Raw genomic sequence first — 26,417 nt, forward strand, 5'->3', positions numbered from 1 at the left:
GGTTTATCAAACAATGATAACTAAGGCATAAGAGCCAAGGTTCTGAAGTGCACCCCAAAAGTTAGACAATAAAATTAACTTTTGGAGGTGCATTTTTAAATGAGCAAATATAATAAAAAAGATAAAATTAAAGCTATCAGATTAATTCAAAACGAAAATTATTCAATAAGAGCTGTTTCAAAAGAACTAGGTATTTCTAAATCTACCATTGCAAGATGGTGGAATAGCTATGATATTCATGGAGAAGCTAGCTTTTCTATGAATCCTAGAAAATATACTGGTGAATTTAAAATAGAAGTAGTAAAATATATGCATAATAACCATCTATCCCTAGACCAGGTATCTGCCCTGTTTGGAATACCAGGTACAACTACTGTTCAAAATTGGGAACGCATATATAATGAGGAAGGAGAAGTTGGTCTTTTAACTGAAAGACGTGGAAGATCACAAAAACAAGGTATGAAAAAAGATAAAAATGAAATAAATATGGACTCCTTAGATAATGCTACAGAAGATAAATTAATATTAGAAATCAAAAAGCTTAAAGCAGAGGTTGCCTACTTAAAAAAATCTATAGCCTTAAAGGAAGAAAAAATGAGCTTAAAAACAAAGAAAAAGCACAGGTAGTAAACTCTTTAAGGCATGAACACGATCTAAATACCCTGCTAGAAGTTGCAGGATTAAAAAGGTCAACATTTTACTACCATATGAAAAGATTCGACATACCAGATAAATATGAAAAAATTAAAGAAAAGATAAGGGAAATATATGATAGCAGTAAAGGTAGATACGGCTATAGAAGAATAACTATGTCCCTAAATAGCTTTGGCTTTGTAATTAATCACAAAACTGTACAAAAACTTATGAAAGAACTAAATATCATATGCCAAGTGAGAATGAAAAAATATAAATCCTATAAAGGTGAAGTAGGAGAAGCAGCACCAAACCTATTGAAGAGAGATTTCTCAGCAGAAAAACCTAATCAAAAGTGGGTTACAGACATAACAGAGTTCTCACTATTCGGGGAAAAATTATACCTATCACCAATACTAGATTTGTTTAACGGAGAGATCATTAGTTATTCTATTACAAGTAGACCACACTTCGGGCAAGTAATGGAGATGCTTGATATTGCATTTGAAAAGCATAAAAACTTAGAAGGTTTAACATTTCACTCAGATCAAGGGTGGCAATACAGACACAAAAGATACAGTTATCGATTAAAACAACTAGGAATAAAGCAAAGTATGTCCAGAAAAGGAAACTGTTTGGACAATTCAGTAATTGAAAACTTTTTTGGTTTGTTAAAATCAGAATTACTATATCTTCAAAAATTTGATGATACAGATCACTTTAAGAGAGAACTAATAGATTACATAGAGTGGTATAATAAATACAGAATAAAGACCAAACTAAAAGGATTAAGCCCTATCCAATATAGAGCTCAATCCTTATCAGTAGCTTAATTCAAAATGTCCAACTTTTTGGGGTCAGATCATTCCTGTCCCCTTAGATTCCCTCCCCTTGGATTCCCAGCTTTTTCCGCATTAAGCATATTTTATGCCTCCTATAAGTGTACAGTGGACATATTTTTCTTATTGCTATTATATACTAGATATATACATAGTGTAAATATAATCAATATTTTATATTTAGGTTTCACTAACCTAAAAGTTGAAATATGTAATTAAAAGAAGGAATTTACTATAAAAAATAGAATTTTTAAAGTTGAAATATGTAAATTGAAGAAGGAATTTACTATAAGAGATAGAATTTATAATGAAAAGTATCTTTATATATTTCTAGTTTGTTTTAACTAAAGCCAGAATGTGTGCATATTACTTACGATAACTATTTCTTGTCCAATATCTTTGAGCCAAGGGGACAGGAACTTTGGCTTTTTAAACGAGGAGAATTGATATTACATTAACATCAAAATACAGTAAAGGGTAGATAATTGTATACAATTGCACATAAAACCTTATTTAATAGTACAAGACATAGAAATAGAATACTACAGAAATTAAGAAGCATTAAAGGTGTATCTATTAGAAAATTATAAAGAATAGCTGGTTTATCAAACAATGATAACTAAGGCATAAGAGCCAAGATTCCTGTCCCCTTGGATTATGAAAACGATTTTGTTGATTGAAGATGATGAAAATTTAAGCCGTGGTATTTTGTTTGCATTTGAAAAAAACGGATACCATGCTATTTCTGCAAGTGGAGTCACGGAAGGGAAACGGCTATTAGAACACCATGAAGTCGATCTTATCATACTGGATTTAGGACTGCCAGATGGCAATGGGATGGATTTATGCAAAGAAATCAGGACATATTCCCAAATTCCTATTATTATGCTTACAGCCTGTGATTTGGATACGGACGAGGTTCAAGGACTTATGTCCGGCGCAGACGATTACATTACGAAGCCATTTTCGCTCTCGGTCTTACGCGCTCGTGTTGAAGTTGTATTTCGTCGATTTGAAGCAAATAATAATCATATCCTTCAATCTGGTAGATTCAGACTAGATGTGAATCTTTGCAAATTTTATCGGGCTGATGAAGAAATCCCAATCAGCGCGACAGAATTCCGGCTTTTCAATTATTGTATGAGTAATGCAGGGCACGTTTTAACTAAAGATCAGATACTCGCGCTATGGGATATGCATGGCAGTTTTGTTGATGAAAACACCTTGTCCGTGAACATCAGCTGCTTGCGTGGAAAAATAGAAAATGACCCTAAAAATCCCAAGATAATAAAAACAATACATGGGATGGGTTACGTATGGTTAAAGGAGTGATGGAACTGACTTATTTGCCCTATATATTCGTTGGTGTGGCTATTATAGCTCTCATTATCACCATCTTTTGCTGCCGAAGGCATGTTATTAACACTTTCAATGCCGCAGATAAGGTTCTGGACCGCATTTTAACGAAAGATAACAATTTACGGTTCGAAATTACAGAAGATGACCGAATATCAAAACTTGCACACAAAGCAAACCGGATTGTGGATCTATACATTTCCGATATAGCGCAGTCGAAAGAAGAAAAAGAAACAATACAAGGCTTCATTTTTGATATGTCCCATCAGATGAAAACTCCCTTATCGAGTATCTCGATGTATTCAGATTTGCTAATCGAAGACAATTTATCCGCAGATGAACAACAGGAATTTTTAACCCGTGTAAAGTTAGGAACGGAAAAACTGCAATGGATGATGGACAGCCTAATTAAAATGTCAAGACTTGAAGTAGGCGCTATTCAGCTTGCTCCAATGAAAGCCAGTATCTGGCAAACTACTTCTGAAAGTATAAGTGGTGTAGTTGCTATTGCCGCCCAAAAAATATAAACATGATGGTTTCTTCATTTGATGACGTAGTGCTTGAGCACCAAGGAGACAGGAACTTTGGCTTTTAAAATTTAGCTTTGCCTTTAATCAGCAGGAGAATAAGTAAGGGTATAATTGTTTTGTGATACTAGAGCATCAATATCATAGCCGTTAAGCCATAGAAACATTTCATCTTTGCTAAAAATCAATGGCATACGATTATGGATAGATGATACATAATCATTTGCTTCTTTTGTTATAATTGTAAAAGCTAAGAAATCTTGCCTACTATTATCTTCAAATAAGCTTAATTGTTTACTGCTTTCAGAAAAGGTGTCATAAAGACCTGCTATGTATAAGATAGAATCAAGATTTTTAAATTTATATTTTTTAATATTATTGTTATCATCTTTTTTCCATTCAAAATAAGCCGATGCAGGGATAATACAGCGTTTAGTATTTACTAAATTTTTGAACATACTTCTTTCTGATAAACTTTCAACACGAGCGTTTATAATTACACCTCTACAATTCCATTTTGGAAAGCCCCATTTCGCTAAAATAGAACCATGTTTTGTTATTATTGGAACAAGATTTGTAGGAAATATTTCATCAGTTTTGTAGATTTCAGCAGAATTCTTTTCTATCTTATAAATAATGTCTCTAAGATTTATATCTATAAAATATCTTCCGCACATTTAAACACCTCTATAGACTAAATTATATCTTATTATATCATAAGGACTGTATCTATAAATAGCAAAAAAATAAGCACTAATACGTGCAAACTTGATTTTTAAGCTAGCACACAGTGTCCATATTTGATGCGAGATACCTTTAAATAAGTACTTTTTCCTGCATTTATTTTGCACTAATGAGATAAATTAAAAGGGAGCATCGCTAACTATTTATTCAGTAGTTTTGCAATACTCCCTTTTATATTGGTTAGAATATTAAAGCTATTTTTTATATATCCTTCTTTATATTCATAGTTTTATTATGACTCTGACAGCTTTTCTATTCCTCTATTAATTCTTCTCAAAGTTTCATCTTTTCCAAGAATTTCGGCTATATCCATGGCTCCCCCTGGAGTTATCATTTTTCCTGATACAGCAATTCTTAATGCCCAGAATATTGTGTTATTCTTTAATTCTAATTTCTCAGAAAGTGAGGATAACGTTTCAAAAAGATATGTTTCTATCCAATTTTCTTCCTTAATTTCCTTCATCAATTCTAATGAGGATCTAAGGATTACAAGTGCATTCTCCTCATTGCATTTTGACTTTTTATTTATATAAAGTGAGTTTGTATACTCCGGAAGGTTTTCAAAAAATCCAACTACTTCTGTTATTTCAGAAAGTACGTTTATTCTGCTTTGCAGCAATTCGCTTATCTTTACAAGGTTTATTTCTTTCGTTATAACATTTTTATAATACGGAATTGCCATTTGATGAAACTCATCTAACGATAATTTTTTTATATATTCACCATTCATCCAAGCTAGTTTATCCTTGTTAAAAATTGCTGAACTTTTATTTATTCTTTTATAGTCAAAGATCTTTACTAGCTCGTCTAAAGAGAAAAGTTCCTGATTATTAGATGGAGACCAGCCTAGAAGCGCAATATAGTTAAGTATAGCTTCTTTTAAATATCCTTGAGAAACTAGATCTCCAAAGGAAGCATCGCCATTACGTTTGCTTAATTTATTCTGCTCATCTTTCATTATTGGAGAACAATGAATATATACTGGTTTTTCCCAGCCAAAATCATCATACAGCCTATTATATTTCGGGGTTGAAGATAGGTACTCATTTCCCCTAACAACATGTGTAATGCCCATAAGGTGGTCATCTACTACATTTGCAAAGTTATAAGTAGGATATCCATCTGATTTTATAAGTACCATATCTTCAAGTTCACTATTATCGACTGTTATTCTTCCGTAAATAATATCATCAAAAGATGTTGTACCTTCTGTAGGATTATTTTGCCTTATTACAAATGGCACTCCGTCTTTCAGCTTTTGCTCTATTTCTTCTTTTGAGAGATGTAGACATTTTTTATTATATCTATATACCTTTTTAGTTGCTTCCTGCTTTTTTTTCTCTGCGCTTAACTCTTCAGGTGTACAGAAACAATAGTATGCTTTGCCTGTTTCTACAAGCTTTTTCGCATACTCCATATATATGTTCTGAGCATTTCTTTGACTCTGAACGTATGGCCCTACGGGTCCGCCTATATCAGGCCCTTCATCATGCTTTAAACCAGTATCCTTAAGTGTATTGTAGATTATATCTATCGAATCTTCAACCAATCTTTCTTGGTCAGTGTCTTCTATTCGGAGTATAAAATCCCCGTTTTCATGTTTGCTTATTAAATAGGCATACAGTGCTGTCCTGAGATTGCCAACATGCATATATCCTGTTGGCGAAGGTGCAAACCTTGTTCTTATTTTACTCATAATTTAATCACCTTTTCTTTATCTTCGTGAATTCTTTAAAGTATATTTTCAATATGTATTTCTATTATAGAAGACATTATTAATTGAATCAACATTATTTATTCCAAAAATCTATGCAAATCCAATGGAAAATTCAATAGAACAGGAACATTGGCTCATTTGTAGGTGTGCTATATTTGACAGGCCTACTAAAATATTTTAAAGTTCTACTATTATTTCATCATGTATGTACCATCCAAGGTCCGATGCAACATCACTTTGATTTGCTAAAATAATTACTTCAACATCTTGCCCAGGATAATAAAATAATCTTGCACTAACACCTGGATCTTCTCCTGTAAGTGCTAGACGAACTATTCTATTATCTTTAGAGATAAACCACATACCGTATCCATGCCAAGGGGACATCCATGCCAAGGGCATGCCAAGGGGACAGGAACTTTGGCTTTTTTAAACAGAAGTCATTGCTAATGCATCAGTAATAGGATACAATAAAAGGTAGTAAAACCATATACCACAGCATATGAAGTGTCATTTAATAATAATATGAAATATCAAATTATTAGACAGGAGTGACTATTATGCCAAGAAAGGCTAGGAGAAAAAGTAAAACTGGAATTTATCATGTTATGCTAAGGGGAATAAATAGGCATTCAATATTTGAAAGTGAGAATGATAAAAGTAGATTTATTTCTATAGTAAGTGAGTATAGAGAATCAGAAAAGTTTAGGGTTTTTGGGTATTGTTTGATGGATAATCATACACACTTATTAATTCAAGAGGGAGAAGACGATATATCTACAGTAGTAAAAAGAATAAGCTCTAGCTATGTATATTGGTATAATAAAAAATATGAAAGAGTTGGGCATTTATTTCAAGAAAGGTTCAAAAGTGAATGTGTAGAAGATGAAAGTTATTTCCTTGCTGTATTGAGATATATTCATCAAAACCCTGTTAAAGCTGGAATAGTAAAATCTATTGATAAGTACAATTGGTCAAGTTACGGCTGTTACATAAAAGAAATTGATATTATAGATTATAAATATGGTCTATCAATTTTTTCGGAAAATACTTCAGAAGCAAAATCTCAATTTATAAAATACATGAGTGAAGAAAGCAAAGCAAATTTTTTAGATTATGACGATTTTTCAAAGCTTACAGATGCAGAGGTAAAGCGAGAAATATTATCTATGGGTGTAAATGAAATAGGCGATCTTAAATCAATTGAAAAAGAAAAAAGGAACTTGATACTGAAAGAGCTAAAAGGTATTAAAGGTGTATCTATTAGACAATTATCAAGAATAACAGGTCTATCTAGAACAATGATTACAGAAGCATAATAGAGCCAAGGTTCCTGTCCCCGTGGCTCCCATAAGGCTGGGAGAGGTGAGCAATATTTGAATGATATAATTATACTATGTTACAAAGGAATAAAGCAATTCAATGTATCTGTTATGCTTTGAAACAAACAATATAATTATGAGGCTTTGAAACAAGCTTAAGATAAAAAATCCTTAGAAAAATTCATGGTTTAATTTTCAAAATAAGGAATAAAATAATAAACGGATAAAATTGTAGTTGTAATTTTATCATAAAAGGGTTATAATTTATCCGAAGGCATTAGTAATTATGAATTAAATAAGGGGGTCATTAAATGAAAAAAGTACTAACGTTTTCTTTGGCAATTTTGCTACTAGCTATGAGCTTGGTAGGATGTAATCAAAACACAAATGCTGAAATAGCACTTATTACCGATAAGGGTAATATTGATGACAAATCGTTTAACCAAGGTTCTTGGGAGGGTGTAGTTGAATTTGCAAAGGCAAATAAAATCTCACATAATTACATAAAACCTGAAGAGTATACAGATGCAGGATATTTAGCAGCAATTGATCTTGCAGTAGAGGGTGGAGCAAAAGTAGTTGTAACACCTGGATACTTATTTGAGGTTGCAGTTTATGAAGCACAAACAAAACATCCAGACGTTAAGTTTATACTACTTGATGGAGCACCACATCCAGCTGGAAGTCATGATGAAGTAATTAACGAAAATGTTGCAAGTATAAAATACTCTGAGGAACAATCAGGTTATCTTGCAGGTTATGCAGCAGTTATGGATGGAATGACTAACCTTGGATTCATGGGTGGTATGGCTGTTCCAGCTGTGCAAGCTTTTGGATACGGGTATCTTCAAGGAGCTGAAGATGCTGCTAAAGAGCTAGGACTTGCTGATGGAGCAATAAAGGTAACATACCATTATACTGGTAACTTTGATGAAACTGATACAAATAAGGCAACTGCAAAAACAATGTATCAAGAAGGTACAGAAGTAATATTTGCTTGTGGCGGCTCAGTTGGTAAATCTGTTATGTCTGCAGCTAGTGAAGCAGAAGCAAAAGTTATTGGTGTTGACGTTGACCAAAGATATGACAGCGAAACAGTAATATCATCAGCTACAAAAGGTCTTGCTCCTTCAGTAGTAAGCGTTCTTGAAGCTATTTACAAAACAAATAGTTGGGATAAATTCGCTGGAACAACAACATATTTCAATGCTGCTAATGAAGGTGTTGGTCTTCCAACTATTGTAATAGGCGATAAAAAAGCAGATGCATTCGATAGATTCCAATCTTTTAACAAGGAAACATATGATAAAGTATTTGCTCAATTAGTAGATGGAAAGGTTACTCCTATTCGTGGAATCGAAGTTGAAGATCCAGCTGGAATTGCTACTGCTGATGAGCTTACAGCTCAATTAAACCTTGTAAAAATTGTAGTTACAACAAGATAGTAAAAAAGCAATAAATTTTACCTGCCATATTAGGCTAGGCCTTATGCAAGTAAGATTCAATCAATGGGAGAAGGCTTAAGTTTTCTCCCATTTTCTGTATAGAAAATTATTTGGAAATCCTTGATATTAGGAAGTAAAAAAATATAATAAAAGAAGAGGTTGACGTGGAAAATTATATTGTTGAAATGCTTAATATTACTAAAAAATTCCCGGGTATTATTGCTAACGACAATATTACCCTAAAACTGAAAAAAGGTGAAATACATGCACTGTTAGGAGAAAATGGTGCTGGAAAATCCACGCTTATGAGTGTACTCTTCGGGCTTTACCAACCTGAAAACGGAGAAATAAGAAAGAATGGAGAGGTTGTCAGGATCAATAATCCTAATGATGCAAATGAGTTAGGAATCGGAATGGTCCATCAGCACTTCAAGCTTGTGGAGATTTTTACTGTACTTGAAAACATTATTCTTGGTGTAGAGCCCAATAGAATGGGATTTATTGAAAAGAAGGAAGCCAGAAAAGAAGTTATTGAGCTTAGTGAAAAATATGGACTTATGGTTGATCCAGATGCCTTAATTGAAAATATTACAGTAGGAATGCAGCAGAGAGTGGAGATTCTCAAAATGTTGTACAGGCATAATGAAATCTTGATTTTTGACGAGCCTACAGCGGTTTTGACTCCACAGGAGATAAAAGAGCTTCTTGAGATCATGAAAGGATTTGCAGAAGAAGGAAAATCGATTCTTTTTATTACCCATAAGCTTAATGAAATCATGGAGGTAGCAGATAGATGTACAGTTCTTAGAAAAGGCAAATACGTTGGAACCGTAGATGTTAAGGATACTACTAAGGAAGAACTTTCCAAGATGATGGTAGGCCGTGATATAAGTTTCAATGTGGATAAAAAAGAAAGGAAAGCTGGAGAAGTGGTACTTTCAGTTAAAAACCTTACTGTAGCATCTAAAACTCATAAGAATTATGCTGTGAAAAATGTATCTTTTGACGTGAGAGCAGGGGAAATAGTATGCCTTGCAGGAATTGATGGAAATGGACAGACAGAATTTGTTAATGCGCTTACGGGACTAGAAAAGGCAAGCTCAGGGAATATCATGCTATGCGGTCAGGATATGACAAAGGCTTCCATTAGACAGCGTTCTATAGCAGGTATGAGTCATATTCCAGAGGACAGACACAAGCATGGTCTTGTGTTGGATTATAAGCTGGAAGAAAATCTAGTACTTCAAAGATACTGGCAACCTGAGTTTCAAAAGGGTGGCTTCATCAAATTCGATGCAGTAAGAAAATATGCTGAAATGCTTATTGAAAAATTTGACATAAGAAGCGGCCAAGGACCAGTTACCATGGCAAGAAGTATGTCTGGAGGCAATCAGCAAAAAGCAATTATAGCAAGAGAAATCGACAAGGATCATGAGCTTCTAGTAGCGGTACAGCCTACAAGAGGCTTAGATGTAGGAGCTATAGAGTATGTACACAAGCAGCTTGTTGCAAGGCGGGATGCAGGTAAGGCAGTATTCCTAGTATCATTAGAGCTAGATGAAGTCATGAATGTAAGTGACCGCATTCTGGTTATATATGAAGGGGAAATTGTTGGTGAACTTGATCCAAAGGCAATAACTGTACAGGAGTTGGGACTCTACATGTCAGGAGCAAAACGTGATACCGTAAAGGAGATTAATGATGCAGGATAAAAACAGTTCATATACAAAAAATAAATTCGATTTTAAGAGTATTAAACAAAATATTGGGTTTTCTTCATTTTCATCTGCGTTAATGGCTATCTTCCTTGGTTTAATTTTTGGTTTTCTCGTAATGATTATTGCAAAACCAGGGAGTGCTTTAGCTGGATTTCAATACGTAGTTTTAGGAGGCTTCAATCGAGTAGGTGATGTTTTTTACTTTGCAACACCAATACTTATGACAGGTCTAGCTGTTGGTTTTGCATTCAAGATGGGATTATTTAATATAGGGGCTTCAGGACAATACACTATGGGTATGTTTTTTGCTCTCTATGTAGGCCTTATGTGGGACTTGCCAAGTAATATACATTGGGCTGTAGCAGTTCTAGCAGGAATGGTTGGAGGTATGATCTGGGGTTTTATACCTGGAATTTTTAAAGCTCTTCTGAATGTGAACGAAGTAATCACATCAATAATGTTTAACTATATCGGAATGTACTTGGTGGATATGATAATTCAGGGAAGTTCAATTATGTATGTATCCAGTAAAACCAGAACTAATTATATACCAGCCGATGCTCAGATACCTTCCCTTGGGATTCCAGGGTCAAATGTAAATTTGGGAATTATTCTAGCAATAATTATTGCACTTATCCTATATATTGTACTTCAAAAAACTACATTTGGCTATGAACTAAAGGCAACAGGTTTTAACAAACATGCTAGTGAATATGCTGGAATGAAAGGCAAGAAAAATATAATCATCACAATGATAATCGCAGGCGGCCTTGCAGGACTTGGAGGAGCATTTGCAATACTTGCCCCATCTGCTATTGCAGGAAGCAGTATGACATATGAGCCTATAAATATAATTGCTCCCAATGGCTTCAATGGTATAGCTGTTGCTCTTTTGGGAAACTCTCATCCAATAGGTACAATTTTTTCAGCAGTGTTTATTTCTCATATACAGCGGGGAGGTACTTTAGCAAGTCTTGTAGGATTTAAGCCAGAAATAATAGATGTTGTCATAGCTGTTATTATTTATTTCTCAGCCTTTGCAATGATAATGAGTTCTGCATTAGGCAAGTTTGTTAAAGGGAGATTTAGAAAAACACATACTTCTAATGAATTAGAAAATGAATTAATACAGACTGATTTTGACCAAGCTTCTGATAATAATACAAGGGAGGCAGAATGATGGATACTGTTTATTATTTAATTCAAAATATGCTTCCTGTAGCAATGCCATTGCTTCTTGTAGCGCTAGGAGGTATGTTCAGTGAGATAGGCGGTGTTGTAAACATTGCACTTGAAGGAATAATGCTTTTTGGAGCTTTCTTTGGAGCTTTGTTTGTTTACTTTGTTCAAGGACTAGGTATGGATCCACAGACGGTTTTACTTTTAGGGATGCTGATTGCTGCAGTTGCAGGTTTAATATATTCATTACTTTTATCTTTTGCAGCAGTTACTATGAAAGCAAATCAGGTTATCACTGGTACTTCCCTTAATATGCTCATACCAGCAGCAATATTGCTATTCTCAAAGATGTTCTTTAATAGTGACGGTATTACTACAAATATGAACTTTTACATTCGAGAAATGCCTATTTTAGGAAAAATACCTGTGCTAGGTCAGATGTTTTTTCAAAAAACTTATCTGACCGTAATAATTAGTCTTATATTTCTTGTAATAGCGGTAATCGTATTCTATAAGACTAAATTTGGGCTACGACTTAGAGCTTGTGGAGAGCATCCTCATGCAGCTGATTCTGTAGGGATAAATGTGCAAAAGATGAGATATGCGGGTGCTAGCATTTCAGGTGTTTTAGGTGGAATAGGAGGATTCTTCTACTCAGTTGGAGTTATGGACGGCAATGTAAATGGACATACAGGAGTGGCAGGATTTGGATTTCTAGCTTTGGCAGTAATGATTTTTGGTCAATGGAAGCCTATAAAGATTCTTTTTGCGGCAATGTTCTTTGCATTCCTTAGAACCTTAGCATACTCTGTAGCTTTGATACCATTTTTGCATAAACTAGGAATCAATCAAAATTATTATAAGATGTTGCCATATTTGGCTACTATGGTAGTGCTCGCATTTACATCAAAGAAATCAAGGGCGCCAAAGGCAGAAGGTATTCCATACGACAAATCACAGAGATAGATTAACATATAAAATTAATTATACTAGAGACTGTTTTGAGTCTCTGCAATAAAAAGCTTTGATTAGATACAATGTTTAGTCAGGGTTTTTTATTTTTTTGCAGATAAGATACTACATTAGTTCAAGCAGAATCAACATTCAAACAATAGAAACATATAATATTATAAACACTTCTGTATGAAGGGAGAATGTGTTATGCAGATACATGTAGTACAAGAAGGACAAACAATATATGGTATAGCTCAGGCATATAATACAACTGCTCAAGAGATTATTACTTCAAATGAAATCAGCAACCCTAATCAGCTTGTAGTAGGGCAGGCATTAGTAATTCCTATTGTAGGAAGCTTTTATTGGGTTCAGCCGGGAGATAGTCTGTACAGCATTGGAAGAAGATTTGGCATAAGTTATCAAACTCTTGCGAGAGTGAATAATATTTCTGTAGAACAACCTCTTATTATAGGACAGCGATTGTATATTCCACCTCAAATAAGAAGCAAAGCAGAGGTCAATGCGTATGTAGAGCCAACTGGGGGAACTGTAAGCCCTTACTTAGAGCAGTCTACCAGAGAAAGTGCCCCTCTTCTAACTTATTTGGCTCCATTTAGCTATCAAATTCAAAGAGATGGCACATTAAAAGCTCCACCACTAAATAGCTTTCCACAAATTGCACAGGAAAATGGAGTTGCTTTAATGATGGTGCTAACAAACATAGAAGAAGGACGCTTTAGCGATGAGTTAGGAAGGATAATTTTAACTGATGAAAATGTACAGAACAATTTATTGGATAATATTGTAAAATCAGCGAATGAAGTAGGCTTTAGGGATATTCATTTTGATATGGAATTTCTGCCTCCAGAAAATCGAGAAGATTATAATAGATTTTTAAGAAAGGCAAAGGATAGACTTTCTAGGGAAGGATTTTTAATGTCTACAGCTCTTGCGCCAAAAACTAGTTCTGAGCAGGTAGGTGCTTGGTATGAAGCACATGACTATAGAGCCCATGGAGAAATAGCTGATTTTGTAGTCTTAATGACATATGAGTGGGGTTATAGTGGTGGGCCTCCAATGCCTGTTTCACCTATTGGACCAGTCAGAAGCGTAGTAGAATATGCCTTATCAGTAATGCCAGCAAATAAAATTATGCTTGGTCAAAACCTATATGGATATGACTGGACACTACCTTTTGTTCCTGGTGGACAATATGCAAGAGCCATAAGTCCTCAACAGGCAATTGATATAGCACGAGCTAACAATGTGCCTATACAATACGATTATATAGCTCAAGCTCCTCATTTTAACTATACAGCTACTGATGGAAAAGAACATGAAGTATGGTTTGAAGATGCTAGATCTATTCAAGCTAAATTTGATTTAATAAAGGAATTGGGACTTCGAGGAATCAGCTATTGGAAGCTGGGGCTTGACTTTCCACAGAATTGGCTATTATTAAGCTCAAATTTCAACGTGGTAAAACGATAAATAAAGAATGATGCAGTGATATTAAATTTAATATCACTGTATGCTTTTGTTTAATGAAAATATGGACTATTTGACATTTATCTAGTCTTTATATGTGGAGATTTTTTGTTGCTTTTTTTGGTATATGTAGCTGTAATAAAAAGCTGTAATAAAAACTAGATTTATACAAATATTATATGGGAATTGAATATTTGCTAAATAAGTGCTATGATAGATGTGGTCAAAGACGATTTTATGATTATTTATTAAGTAAAATGACGAAATCCTTAAGAAAAGAGGTGTAAAATGACTGTTACACTTTTAGATTATTTAAATCAGCTTGTTTCTAATCCAACCCTTGTGATAACTGCTATTTTAACCTTAGGCGTAGTATTGGTTAATGGCTGGACAGACGCTCCTAACGCCATTGCTACCTGTGTATCTACTCGCTCTATGACTCCACGTGCAGCTATTATTATGGCAGCTATTTTTAATTTCCTTGGTGTTTTGTTCATGACTATGTTTAATGCAACAGTGGCGATGACTATTTATAAGATGGTTGATTTTGGTGGAGACCCTTATAATGCTTTGGTAGCACTTTGTGCTGCACTTTTTGCTATTGTTATTTGGGCTACGGCAGCTTGGTGGTTTGGTATTCCAACTAGCGAGAGCCATGCACTAATAGCAGGCATATCTGGTGCAGCTATTGCTCTTCAAGGGGGAATAAAAGGAATCAATCCTGCTGAATGGATTAAAGTCCTTTATGGATTAGCTCTTTCAACTATAATGGGTTTTATATTAGGTGCTTTAGTAGTAAAGGCAATAGAAATGATTTTTAGGGGATTTGATAGGAGAAAGACCTTTGTTTTTTTTAAGAATGCCCAGATTGTAGGTGGCGCTGGAATGGCATTTATGCATGGTGCACAGGATGGCCAAAAATTCATGGGGGTATTTATGCTGAGTATGTTTTTAGCACAAGGGCAAGCAACAGTGACAGAGTTTGTTATTCCAATTTGGTTGATTGTCCTTTGTTCTGCAGTGATGGCCCTAGGTACTTCCATAGGGGGATATCGAATTATAAAGGCAGTAGGAATGGATATGGTGAAGTTAAGTACATATCAAGGCTTTTCTGCCGATTTGGCTGCGGTTATTTGCTTATTTACAGCATCAATTTTAGGCTTTCCTGTCAGTACAACTCACACGAAGACAACTGCTATTATGGGCGTAGGTGCAGCAAAGCGTGTATCATCTGTAAACTGGGGAATAGTTGGCGAAATGGTACTTGCTTGGATATTGACATTCCCAGGCTGTGGATTAATAGGATACCTTATGGCTTTGTTATTTATGAGAATATTTTAAAATAATATAATCGATGAAAAGAGGATAGAATATGGCTCGTAAAAAGGATATAAATTATTTTAGTACCTTTGTGGAACTAGCAGAATATTCCTGTCAGGCTGCAAATTTATTGAATGAAATTGTAAATAATTTTAAAGCAGATGAGTTACATGATAGAATGGAAGAAATGCACGCTATAGAGCATAGTGGAGACGAAGCTAGACACATGATGATAAAAATGCTTGCAAAAGAATTTATCACTCCAATAGAACGAGAAGATATTATGGCTATGGCAGACTCAATAGATGAAGTGACAGATACTATTGAAGATGTATTGATGTGTATGTATATGTATAATGTTTCATACGTACGGGATCATGCATTAAAGATGACAGAAGTTGTTGTAAAGTGCTGCAATGCATTAAAGCTGGCGTTAAATGAGTTTCATAATTTTAGAAAATCTCAGACCTTACATGAATTAATTGTAGAAATCAATCATTTGGAGGAAAAGGCAGATAAACTCTTTATGGAGGCAATAAGACAACTATTTGTAACCTGCAAGGATGTTCTAGAAATTACAGCATGGGATAAAATATTCAATTACTTAGAAAAGTGTTGCGATGTTTGTGAAAATGTATCTAGTTTAATTGAAAGCGTCATTATGAAAAATTCATAATAAGCATATAAATTAAAAAGCACAGAGTATAGATGATAAATCTGTACCCTGTGCTTTTTTTATATTCTATATTAATTATAGGTCGATTTTTTTATGATTAATTAAATATTTTGCTGAAATTCCTGGTTCTGTCATATTAATTGGGTCTAATACATCATTAAGCTCTGCTTCATTTAAAATATTATTATTTAGTATAATATTTCTTATAGGCTCACTAGTACTCATAGCTATTTTTGCAATTTCAGCAGCTTTTTTATATCCTACATGTGGACAAATAGCTGTAACAATTCCTATACTATTTTCCACTAAATCCTTACATCTTTCTTTATTTGCAGTGATACCTTTGATACAATTTTCTGTAAAGGTATTTATTCCGTTAGCAAGCATTTCTATAGACTGGAATAGGTTAAAGAATATTAGTGGTTCAAAAGCGTTTAGTTCTAATTGTCCTGCTTCTGCAGCCATAGTTACTGCAACATCATTACCTATAATCTTAAAGGCTACCTGACTCATTACTTCTGGTATAACAGGATTAACTTTTCCTGGCATTATTGAAGAACCATTTTGTTTTGGAGGAAGATTAATCTCTCCAAAGCCAGTTCTTGGTCCAGAAGACATAAGTCTTAGGTCATTTGCTATTTTTGATAAGCTCACAGCACATGTTTTAATAGCAGAGGATACAGATACAAAGCAATCTAGGTTTTGTGTTGAGTCTATTAGATCTTCTGCTTGATGTAGATCAAAACCTGTTACAAGACTAAGATTAGGTACTACTCTATCAAAATATTCGTCATCTGCATTTACACCTGTACCTATTGCAGTTCCGCCCATATTTACAACCTTTAGCTCTTCTTGTACTTTTGAAAGCCTTGCAATATCTCTTTTTATTACTGAACTATAGGCTTTAAACTCTTGCCCTAGTCTAATAGGAACTGCATCCTGCATCTGAGTTCTTCCCATTTTTATTACATCATTAAATTCTAATGATTTTTCTAAAAAAGCTGCATGCAATCTTTCTAATTCCTTGATAACTTTAGGAAGTAGCTTTAGAATAGTAATTTTACCTGCAGTAGGAATAACATCATTTGTAGATTGGCCCATATTTACGTGATCATTAGGATGAACAAAATTGTAAACCCCTTTTTCTCCTCCTAATATTTCATTGGCTCTATTCGCAATAACTTCGTTTACATTCATATTTGCTGAAGTTCCCGCTCCACCTTGAATAGGATCTATAATAAACTGCTCGTGTAGATTTCCAATAAGTAATTCATCACATGCTTGAATAATTGCACTTTCAATCTTTTTAGTTAAAAGGCTAACCTCTCTATTTGTTATAGCAGATGCTTTTTTTACAAGAGCAAGGCTATTTATAAATTCACTATGCAACTTAAGTCCTGTTATATTAAAATTCTCAGCTGCTCTTAAGGTTTGCACACCGTAGTATGCATCTATAGGAACCTGCTTTGTGCCTATAGAATCACTTTCCTCTCTAAAATTGGTGAAATTATCTGTTGAACTCATACTATTTGTCCCCCTTATAGATGATTTATATTGAAACTATAGTCTGTAGAATGAAATTGAAACTACATGACTAAATGTCCAGACGGAGTTAAAGGCCCTACCTGAACATCCAGTATTTAATGAATCTTTATACTATCCATGGACTAATTATGACAAAAAACATCATTCAAGCTAATTATAGTCCTTTTACTCAGAATAATCAACAGACTGCCAAGCTGCATCCCGCTTGTGCAGTTGTAAACCTTCATTTCATGGCAATACTCTTAGAATATTGAAATATAAAGAATATTTAACAAATTACGTTTTATTCAAATAGTGTATTAAATAAGATAAGTATCATACTATAATTGATATAGCTTGCTAAATAAATAATCTTTTTTGTCGATAAAGAAGGATTTTGCAATTGCTCATAGAATCATGAATAAGGGTAAATTTTAACTGGATACAATAATAATAGATTTTTAATATTTTAAAGAGGTGAAAATAGTGCGAGAAGTAGATGTAAGCATTGTACAAGAATTAGTATCAGAAAGATGTATTTCTTCTAATCTATTTATAGAAGAAGATATAATGAAAGCTTTTGTAAATGCAAAGGATAAAGAAAGCTCATCAGTGGGAAATATGATACTAGACATGCTGATTAAAAATGCTGAGGTTGCTAAGAAAGAGGAAATACCATTATGTCAGGATACAGGAATGGTAGTGGCTTTTGTTGAAGTAGGACAAGAGGTTCACTTTGTAAATGGCAATATAACTGATGCCATAAATAAGGGTGTAATAGATGGATATAGAGATGGATATTTAAGAAAATCTGTTGTTGATGATCCGCTTCTGAGAAATAACACTAAGGACAATTCTCCTGCAATTATATATTACAATATAGTGCCTGGAGACAAGGTAAAAATTGAGCTTATGTTTAAAGGATTTGGCAGTGAAAATATGAGTCAAATAAAAATGTTAAAGCCATCAGATGGAGAAGAAGGAGTATTTGACTTTGTTATAAAGGCAGTTAAGGATGCTGGCCCAAATCCATGCCCACCTATAATAGTAGGAGTAGGAATAGGCGGTACAATGGATAAGGCAGCTAATCTAGCGAAATATTCCTTAATTAGACCAATAGGATCTAGAAACAAATCAGAGCATTTAGCAAGATTAGAAGAAAAATTGCTTGAAAAAATAAACACATTAGGAATAGGGCCTCAAGGATTAGGAGGAGTCACTACTGCATTAGATGTGCATATAGAAGCTTACCCTACACATATTGCAGGATTGCCAGTAGCAGTAAATATTAACTGCCACTCTTCAAGACATAGTACAATAGTTTTATAGATTATATTTAATACTAGGGGTGAACAAAAATGACTGTAAAATCAATAAACACTCCATTAACTAAGGATGTGTTAAGGGAACTAAAAGCAGGAGATGTAGTGTCCTTAACAGGGACAATATATACAGGAAGAGATGCTGCACATAAACGTTTAATAGAAACAATAAAAAATAATGAAGAGCTACCATTTGATATAAAGGATGCAGTAATATTTTATGTGGGGCCTAGTCCTGCAAAGCCAGGAAAGGCAATAGGTTCAGCTGGGCCAACAACTAGCTATAGGATGGATAGCATGACTGTACCACTATTAGAGCTAGGATTATCAGCCATGATTGGAAAAGGCCTAAGAAGTGATGAAGTCATAGAAAGCATGAAAAATAAGGGGGCAGTATATTTTGCAGCCGTTGGTGGCGCAGGAGCCTTGATAGCAAGCTCTGTTAAAGAATCAGAAGTGATAGCCTATGATGATTTGGGACCAGAGGCTATTAGAAAACTAAGGGTAGAAAATATGCCTTTGATTGTATGCATAGATGTACATGGAAACAATCTATACGACAATATAAAATAATTTGAGGAGGATGGTCAATTATGAAAGACTATAATGAATTATCATTGCAAATGCATAGAGAAAATAAAGGTAAAGTTGCTATACAAAGTAAGGTTAAGGTGGAAACTAGAGACGATTTGTCTATAGCTTATACACCCGGAGTAGCTCAGCCTTGTAAGGAAATTGCAAAATGTAAAGATAAAGTATATGAATATACATTTAAAGGCAATTCTGTTGCAGTAGTAAGCGATGGTACATCAGTACTAGGGTTAGGAGATATAGGACCTTATGGAGCAATTCCAGTAATGGAAGGCAAATCAATATTATTTAAGACGTATGCAGATGTAGATGCATTTCCTATATGTTTAAATACAACAGATATAGAAGAGATAATCAGAACTGTAAAACTATTAGAGCCTGTATTTGGAGGTATAAACCTAGAGGACATAGCTGCGCCAAAATGCTTTGAAATCGAAAAGAGATTAGACGAAGAGCTAGATATACCAGTTTTCCATGATGACCAACACGGAACAGCTATAGTAGTGCTAGCTGGTCTTATTAATGGATTAAAAATAGCAGGAAAAGAATTTAAAGACTTAGAGGTTGTTATAAATGGTTCAGGTGCCGCAGGTATTGCAATAGCAAAGCTTCTATTAAGCGCTGGAGTAAAGGATGTAATTCTATGTGATAGAAAAGGAGCTATATCAAAGGATAGACAGGATTTAAATCCAATTAAAAAGGAAATGGCTGAAATAACCAATAAAAATTCGCAAAATGGTGGATTAAAGGATGTAATAGTAAATAAAAATGTATTCATAGGAGTATCTTCAGCAAATTGTTTAACAAAAGATATGGTTAAAACAATGGGTGATAAATCTATGATCTTTGCTATGGCAAATCCTATTCCAGAGATTATGCCAGATGATGCTAAGGAAGCAGGTGCATTTATAGTAGGAACAGGCAGATCAGATTTTGCTAATCAAATAAATAATGTTTTAGCATTCCCAGGAATTTTTAGGGGAGCACTAGATGTAAGAGCAAGCAGAATAACTGATAATATGAAAATTCAAGCTGCATATGGTATTGCAAATATAGTTAAAGAACATGAACTAAGTGTTGATATGATAATACCTAGTCCATTTAACAAGGAAGTTGCAATAGCAGTAGCTGAAGCAGTTAAAAAAGCCGCTATTGAAGACGGAGTAGCTAGGATATAATTGTTAAAAATAAGCCCTAAATAGACTTATAGTTTATTTAGGGCTTTATTTTTGGCTTAGGCTCTATTTGTAATAAATCAAACATTTGGTATAATAGTGTTTAAATAAATCTAAAAAATTCTTGGGGTGATAAAAGAATGAAAGATTTGACAGATGGAGCTTTAGATATTGAACGTGAATTTACCGATATAACTCTTCAGCAATTTAAGGAAATAGTCAAAAACTCTTATGATGGAATATTTGTAACAGACAGGAATGGAGATATTGTTTTTACAAATCCAGCAGCAGCCCTTTATTTAGATAGATCGCCTAATTATATATTAGGTAAAAATATAACGGAACTTTTAGATGAGGGTATATATAATAAAAGCGTAATCCTTGAGGCAATACAAAAAAAACGACAGGTTACAGGCATAGTTAATATTGCTTCTGGTGGAACGGTAATGTCTACTTGTACTCCAATATTTGATGCCAATAATGAATTGATTTTAACTGTAACTAATGTAAGGGTGGATAGTTTACTTGACACATATATCAATGCACTGGAAGCAGAAAGAAAAAAAGTCAGCAAATACAAGTCCATAGTAAATTATCTAGGTGAAGTAGAAAATGCAAATAAAAAGCCTATAGCCGAAAGCGCCGAGATGAAAAATATAATAAAATATGCAGATAGAATTTCAAAAACAGATACTAGCATATTACTTTTAGGCGAGTCTGGTACTGGTAAAGACGTATTTGCAAGATATATTCATAATATAAGCTATAGGTCTAATGAGCCTTATATACCAGTTAACTGTGCTGCAATTCCTCAGAATTTAATGGAATCAGAGTTCTTTGGTTATGAAAAAGGAGCTTTTTCTGGAGCTATTAATACAGGAAAGCCAGGGTATTTTGAACTTGCGGATAAGGGAACATTGTTTTTAGATGAAATAGGAGATATGTCTCTATCTTTACAATCTAAGCTTTTAAGAGTATTAGAGACAGGAGAAGTTCTGAGATTAGGAGGAACTAAGCCTATTAAAACAAATGTGAGAATAATCGCAGCAACTAATAAGGATCTATATAAAATGGTCAATAATAATGAGTTCAGGGGAGATTTGTATTATAGACTTAATATTATTCCTTTAAGGTTGCCGCCCCTTAGAGAAAGAAAAGAGGATATTATTGCTTTATCTAATTATTTTTTGGAGATATATAATAAAAAATACGGAGCTGACAAAAAACTTACTCAAGACACAATAGATAAGTTTATTAATTACTCATGGCCGGGAAATATAAGAGAGTTAAAAAACGTGGTAGAAAGAATATCCATAGTATCCGAAGACGAAAAACTAGAATTATTTGACGTAGGCACTAATAGAAGTATCAAAACTGCAATAAATGATAATGAGGAAAAGGAGCAGTTCGTAAAACAAAAAATTGGTGTAGATATTGATGGGGCGGTTATAAAAAGTGAAAACCTTAAGGATTTCATGGATAAGGTGGAAAAGGATTATATCTATAGGATAATTGAAAAATGTGATGGTAAGATATCCGATGCTGCTGATGTTTTAGGTATTCATAAAACGATGCTTTATAGAAAGATAAAAAAATATAAATAAAACTGATTTCTAAAAAATAGACTTTCATCTACAAAATTGTAGACGAAAGTCTATTTTTTTAGACAAAAATCTACAAATTATAATAGTATGTAGAGTATAAAAAAGCTATTAATCTATAAAATAAAAATTCTTATTGTTTAAATAAATTAGATTCAAAGTATTTAAAAATACAGAAGGATGTATTCTCCTTAATAAAAAAAATCATCTAATAATAAACTTTGGCACAAGATTTGCTCTTATAAGTAATCGTAAGAAAACGATTTTTAAAGGAGGATATTATAATGGAAATAAAAACATTAGGAGTAGTTGGAGCTGGAGCTATGGGAACTGGTATAGCGCATGTAGCAGCTCAAAATGGATATTCAGTCATATTGTGTGATTTAACAGAGGAGGTATTAGTTAAATCTAAGTCTAATATTAGCAAGGTTTTTGAAAAGTCTATTGCCAGGGGAAAAACAACAGAAGAGGAAAAGAACAAGACTCTTGAAAATATCAAAACTACCACTGATTTAAATGAATTAGCTAATGCCGATTTAGTTATTGAGGCTATAGTTGAAAAGCTTGATATTAAAATGGAATTGTTCTCTAAATTAGAATCCATTTGTTCACCAAAGACTATATTAGCTTCAAATACTTCAACCATGTCTATAACGAAGCTAGCGACAGCAACTAAAAGGCCAGATAAATTTGCTGGGGCTCATTTCTTTAACCCAGCTCCTGTTATGAGACTTGTAGAGATTATCAGAGGATACTATACAAGCGACGAAACAGTAAAAGCCTTAATGGATTTTGTTAAGGGCTTAGGTAAAGAAGGCATAGAAGTTAAAAAGGATACTCCTGGTTTTGTAGTAAACAGGCTAATGCTACCACAATTCAGAGAAGCTTATCTTGTATATGAGGAGGGAGTAGCTTCAATAGAAGATATCGATAAAGCTATGACTTTAGGGCTGAATCACCCTATGGGACCATTTACACTAATGGATTTTACAGGAATAGATATAGCTTATGATTCATTAGTATATTTATATGAAGAATTTGGACAATCACATTGGGCACCACCAACTGTCTTGAAAAGAATGATTAATGCAGGAAGATTAGGAAAGAAAACAAATGCTGGATGGTACGATTACGAATAATACTAAATAAATCTATAAGGATAAGTTCTTTATTCTAGATTACATCAAATAAAAGAAGTCTGACTAGGGTAATTAAGGAGGCATTTGTGATGAATAAATTATATAAAATAGACGATGCTATTAATCTTATAAAGGATGGAGATTTTGTAGCAGCATCTGGATTCATGTTAGCAACTTGTGCAGAGGAATTATTCTTTAAACTTGAAGAAAAGTTTTTAAGAGAAGGAACTCCAAGAAATCTTACATTTATGCAGGCAGCTGGTCTTGGAAATACACGTGATCAAGGTACCTATCATATTAGCCACGAAGGACTGATAAAAAGATATATAACCGGACATTTTGCAAGCAACCAAAGAATGATAGATTTAGTAAATCAAAACAAGGTTGAGGCTTATAATTTCCCACAAGGAGTCATTTGCCATCTGTACAGAGCTGCAGCAGCAGGAAAAAGCGGGGAGCTTACAAGAATAGGGTTAAAAACATATGTAGATCCTAGATTAGAAGGCGGAAAAATGAACAGCATAACAACAGAAGACTTAGTTCAGGCAGTCAATGTTGCGGGTGAAGAACTACTGTTTTATAAATCTCCTAAGATAGATGTGGCTATTATAAGAGGTACTACATCAGATGAATATGGAAACATAACTATGGAAGATGAGTCTGCATGTATTGATGCATTAGATGTGGCATTAGCTGCAAAAAATAATGGTGGTAAAGTAATTGTACAGGTTAAAAATTATGTGAAATCAAGTTCAGTAGATAGAACAAAAGTTGTTATTCCGGGAAATTTAGTTGATGCAGTTGTAATAACAAGTGATGCTGAGAGATTTCATAGACAAACACCAGGTGAATTTTATAGCCCTGTATTAGCAGGATATTATAAACTTGATAATGTAGGCTTTGGCAATATCGAACTAAATGAAAGAAAAATTATCGCAAGAAGAGCAGCAATGGAATTAAAGCCTCGTTCAGTAGTAAATTTAGGGATAGGTATTCCAGAAGGAATTGCCTCAATTGCAGCAGAGGAAGGTATTGGAGAAGAATTAACATTGACTATTGAATCCGGACTGATTGGAGGTGTTCCAACTGGTGGACCGAACTTTGGTTCAGCAATAAATGCTTGGGCAGCACTTCCCATGACATCTCAATTTGATCTTTACAATGGCGGGGGATTAAACATGACTTTTTTAGGATTTGCAGAAGTAAATTCTAAGGGAGATATAAATGTCAGTAAATTTGGAACAAAGATTGCGGGCTGCGGAGGATTTATAGACATTAGTCAATCAACTAAAAAAATTGTTTTTTGCGGAACATTCACAGCAGGAAAATTTGAAATGACTGTTGAAAAAGGACAAGTTAAAATTATTAAAGAAGGCGTGAGAAAGAAATTTATTGACAGTATTGAACAGATTACATTTAGCTCTGAATTCGTATCAAAATACGATCAAGACGTTATGTTTATTACAGAGAGGTGTGTATTTAGGCTTACGGATGAAGGTCTTGTTCTTATAGAAGTTGCACCAGGCATCGATGTTGAAAAGGATATAATTTCTCATATGGAATATAGACCGATTATATCTAAGGATTTAAAGCTCATGGATGAAAAAATATTTAAAGAAGAAAAAATAGGTTTAGAGTCTATTGTAATGTCAAAATAAGATACAAGTAGTCTAGAAATTCTGCAATAAAAAAAGGAGGAGAAGTATGAGTCTAGTAGGTGTAATTGGATTATTAGTCGGTCTTGCAGTCTTGATTATATTAACATATAAAGGAATGCACGTAATTCCTGTATCATTAATAGCTTCGTTAATTGTCATACTGTCCAATAACGTTGATATATGGGGAGTACTTTCAGGGGATTACGCAGTATCAATGAAGAACTTCGTTGGGAATTATTTAATTATGTTTTTCCTTGGTTCATTGTTAGGAGAATTGCTTTCATTAAGTGGTGCAGCTAGATCCATAGCTTATAAGCTTGCAGATGTTTTTGGAGCCAAAAGAAGTATTTTGATTGTAGTGTTGGCTTCAGCAATATTATCCTACGGTGGTGTTTCCGTATTCGTTATAGTGTTTTCAGTTTACCCTTTAACATTGTTTTTATTTAGTGAGGCAGATATACCAAAAAAATTAATACCTGCAACAATATTATTAGGAGCAGGTACATTTACGATGACAGCCTTACCAGGAAGTCCATCATTACCTAATATTATACCTACCACTTATTTAGGAACAACACCTACATCAGCTCCTGTCATTGGCGTTATTACAGCAATAGTGATGTTCATAGTAGGATATTTGTATCTAATGAGCAGGGTAAAGAAATATAAAGAGATGGGGCTTCATTTCGTCCCAGGAAAAAATGATAGGGTTGAAAAGCTATCTGATGAAGAAATAGCAAAATTACCTCATTGGGGAATTGCTTTGCTACCTATCCTGTCTATCTTTGTGGTAATATTTGCTCTTAAAGGAAAAGTAGATTCTGTATTTGCTGTTTGTATTGCATTATTTGCAGGAGTGACATTAGGATATATATTATTCTGGAATAAGATAAATGGAAAGCTGGAAATAACAAATAAAAGTGCTTCTGGAAGCATTGGTGCTCTTCTAAATACAGCTTCAATAGTAGGCTTCGGAGGAACAGTACGAGCAGTACCAGCATTTCAGAGCTTTGTAAATTTTGCATTAGGGTTATCTTTTAATCCTATTATATCAGCAGTTTTAGCTGTTAACGTAATAGCAGGTATAACAGGTTCATCATCAGGTGGTATAACAATATTTATGGAAGCTATGGCACAGCATTATCTTGCTATGGGTATCAATCCACAAGTATTTCACAGAATTTCCACCATTGCATCAGGTGTTCTTGACTCGCTTCCACATGCTGGACCGAATGTAACATTTTTAGCAGTAACAAGTTTAACCTATAAGGAAGCTTATCCTCATATGTTCTTTATAACATGCGTAGTACCTTTTGTCGGAACTGTATCAGCAATATTATTGTCTCTAGTAGGACTTGTTTAATAAAATAAGTTTTTTAGTTAGCAGTATAATTAGAGATTAACAAAATAAGTGGCCTTACTAGGATTATAGCTTTATGCTCAGTTGAGGTCACTTATACAATATACAAATATGTGAAAATTATAA

General features: G+C 33.9%; 23 protein-coding genes. 19 read left to right on the forward strand and 4 right to left on the reverse strand.

Annotated features, from left to right (window positions below; translation table 11 throughout):
- The first annotated feature begins 99 nt into the window (after positions 1 to 99).
- From QO263_RS09505 to QO263_RS09520, 4 genes are all read left to right on the forward strand, one after another.
- Positions 100 to 627, forward strand: coding sequence for a helix-turn-helix domain-containing protein (locus QO263_RS09505; RefSeq protein WP_285620459.1), 528 nt, complete (start codon positions 100 to 102; stop codon positions 625 to 627).
- On the forward strand, positions 570 to 1,466 hold the full coding sequence (locus QO263_RS09510) for an IS3 family transposase (RefSeq protein ID WP_285629268.1): 897 nt from the start codon (positions 570 to 572) through the stop codon (positions 1,464 to 1,466). The genes QO263_RS09505 and QO263_RS09510 overlap by 58 nt, the downstream gene beginning before the upstream one ends.
- Positions 1,467 to 2,141: 675 nt before the next feature.
- Positions 2,142 to 2,804 carry a response regulator transcription factor gene (locus QO263_RS09515; RefSeq protein WP_285620462.1) on the forward strand — a complete coding sequence of 221 codons (663 nt, stop codon included), beginning with the start codon at positions 2,142 to 2,144 and terminating at the stop codon, positions 2,802 to 2,804.
- Positions 2,789 to 3,355, forward strand: a complete 567-nt coding sequence (locus QO263_RS09520; RefSeq protein WP_285620467.1) for a sensor histidine kinase — start codon at positions 2,789 to 2,791, stop codon at positions 3,353 to 3,355. Before QO263_RS09515 ends, QO263_RS09520 begins: the two co-directional genes overlap by 16 nt.
- An 83-nt stretch (positions 3,356 to 3,438) precedes the next feature.
- Here the strand turns inward: QO263_RS09520 and QO263_RS09525 are convergent, their stop codons facing one another.
- From QO263_RS09525 to QO263_RS09535, 3 genes are all read right to left on the reverse strand, one after another.
- A complete protein-coding gene (locus tag QO263_RS09525) occupies positions 3,439 to 4,032 on the reverse strand; it encodes an SOS response-associated peptidase (protein ID WP_285620470.1) in 594 nt (197 codons plus the stop codon).
- 299 nt (positions 4,033 to 4,331) lie between these two features.
- Entirely contained in the window at positions 4,332 to 5,795 is a 1,464-nt protein-coding gene (gltX, locus tag QO263_RS09530; RefSeq protein ID WP_285620474.1) for a glutamate--tRNA ligase, read from the reverse strand.
- Between the two features lie 198 nt (positions 5,796 to 5,993).
- Positions 5,994 to 6,179, reverse strand: coding sequence for a hypothetical protein (locus tag QO263_RS09535; RefSeq protein WP_285620477.1), 186 nt, complete (start codon positions 6,177 to 6,179; stop codon positions 5,994 to 5,996).
- Between the two features lie 197 nt (positions 6,180 to 6,376).
- On the opposite strand from QO263_RS09535, the gene QO263_RS09540 reads away from it, so the two are divergent.
- The 8 genes from QO263_RS09540 (at position 6,377) to QO263_RS09575 (ending at position 15,921) form a co-directional block, all read left to right on the forward strand.
- Positions 6,377 to 7,135: an REP-associated tyrosine transposase gene (locus QO263_RS09540; RefSeq protein WP_285620479.1), complete on the forward strand. Its 759-nt coding sequence runs from the start codon at positions 6,377 to 6,379 to the stop codon at positions 7,133 to 7,135.
- 314 nt (positions 7,136 to 7,449) lie between these two features.
- Positions 7,450 to 8,583, forward strand: coding sequence for a BMP family lipoprotein (locus tag QO263_RS09545; protein WP_285620481.1), 1,134 nt, complete (start codon positions 7,450 to 7,452; stop codon positions 8,581 to 8,583).
- Between the two features lie 164 nt (positions 8,584 to 8,747).
- Complete coding sequence (locus QO263_RS09550; protein WP_285620484.1) at positions 8,748 to 10,295, forward strand: ABC transporter ATP-binding protein; 1,548 nt, start codon at positions 8,748 to 8,750, stop codon at positions 10,293 to 10,295.
- Positions 10,285 to 11,481 carry an ABC transporter permease gene (locus tag QO263_RS09555; protein ID WP_285620486.1) on the forward strand — a complete coding sequence of 399 codons (1,197 nt, stop codon included), beginning with the start codon at positions 10,285 to 10,287 and terminating at the stop codon, positions 11,479 to 11,481. Before QO263_RS09550 ends, QO263_RS09555 begins: the two co-directional genes overlap by 11 nt.
- Entirely contained in the window at positions 11,481 to 12,446 is a 966-nt protein-coding gene (locus QO263_RS09560) for an ABC transporter permease (RefSeq protein WP_285620489.1), read from the forward strand. The genes QO263_RS09555 and QO263_RS09560 overlap by 1 nt, the downstream gene beginning before the upstream one ends.
- Positions 12,447 to 12,641: 195 nt before the next feature.
- Entirely contained in the window at positions 12,642 to 13,928 is a 1,287-nt protein-coding gene (locus QO263_RS09565) for a glycoside hydrolase family 18 protein (RefSeq protein ID WP_285620491.1), read from the forward strand.
- A gap of 285 nt (positions 13,929 to 14,213) precedes the next feature.
- Positions 14,214 to 15,266: an inorganic phosphate transporter gene (locus QO263_RS09570; RefSeq protein WP_285620494.1), complete on the forward strand. Its 1,053-nt coding sequence runs from the start codon at positions 14,214 to 14,216 to the stop codon at positions 15,264 to 15,266.
- 31 nt (positions 15,267 to 15,297) lie between these two features.
- On the forward strand, positions 15,298 to 15,921 hold the full coding sequence (locus tag QO263_RS09575; protein WP_285620497.1) for a DUF47 domain-containing protein: 624 nt from the start codon (positions 15,298 to 15,300) through the stop codon (positions 15,919 to 15,921).
- Between the two features lie 75 nt (positions 15,922 to 15,996).
- Here the strand turns inward: QO263_RS09575 and QO263_RS09580 are convergent, their stop codons facing one another.
- Entirely contained in the window at positions 15,997 to 17,445 is a 1,449-nt protein-coding gene (locus QO263_RS09580; RefSeq protein ID WP_285620500.1) for an aspartate ammonia-lyase, read from the reverse strand.
- A 486-nt stretch (positions 17,446 to 17,931) separates the two neighbouring features.
- On the opposite strand from QO263_RS09580, the gene QO263_RS09585 reads away from it, so the two are divergent.
- The 7 genes from QO263_RS09585 (at position 17,932) to QO263_RS09615 (ending at position 26,294) form a co-directional block, all read left to right on the forward strand.
- A complete protein-coding gene (locus QO263_RS09585; RefSeq protein ID WP_285620501.1) occupies positions 17,932 to 18,774 on the forward strand; it encodes a fumarate hydratase in 843 nt (280 codons plus the stop codon).
- 29 nt (positions 18,775 to 18,803) lie between these two features.
- Positions 18,804 to 19,340, forward strand: coding sequence for a Fe-S-containing hydro-lyase (locus tag QO263_RS09590; protein ID WP_285620504.1), 537 nt, complete (start codon positions 18,804 to 18,806; stop codon positions 19,338 to 19,340).
- Between the two features lie 20 nt (positions 19,341 to 19,360).
- Complete coding sequence (locus tag QO263_RS09595; RefSeq protein WP_285620505.1) at positions 19,361 to 20,536, forward strand: NAD(P)-dependent malic enzyme; 1,176 nt, start codon at positions 19,361 to 19,363, stop codon at positions 20,534 to 20,536.
- 137 nt (positions 20,537 to 20,673) lie between these two features.
- The gene (locus QO263_RS09600; RefSeq protein WP_285620507.1) at positions 20,674 to 22,137 is read left to right on the forward strand and encodes a sigma-54 interaction domain-containing protein; all 1,464 of its coding nucleotides are present in this window, start codon (positions 20,674 to 20,676) and stop codon (positions 22,135 to 22,137) included.
- A 281-nt stretch (positions 22,138 to 22,418) separates the two neighbouring features.
- Positions 22,419 to 23,273, forward strand: a complete 855-nt coding sequence (locus tag QO263_RS09605; RefSeq protein ID WP_285620509.1) for a 3-hydroxyacyl-CoA dehydrogenase family protein — start codon at positions 22,419 to 22,421, stop codon at positions 23,271 to 23,273.
- An 89-nt stretch (positions 23,274 to 23,362) separates the two neighbouring features.
- Entirely contained in the window at positions 23,363 to 24,931 is a 1,569-nt protein-coding gene (locus QO263_RS09610) for an acyl CoA:acetate/3-ketoacid CoA transferase (RefSeq protein ID WP_285620512.1), read from the forward strand.
- Between the two features lie 46 nt (positions 24,932 to 24,977).
- Positions 24,978 to 26,294, forward strand: a complete 1,317-nt coding sequence (locus QO263_RS09615; protein ID WP_285620515.1) for a GntP family permease — start codon at positions 24,978 to 24,980, stop codon at positions 26,292 to 26,294.
- The last annotated feature ends 123 nt before the right edge of the window (positions 26,295 to 26,417 follow it).

This window comes from Proteiniborus sp. MB09-C3 (genome assembly GCF_030263895.1).
In the GTDB taxonomy this organism is placed as follows: Bacteria; Bacillota; Clostridia; order Tissierellales; family Proteiniboraceae; genus Proteiniborus.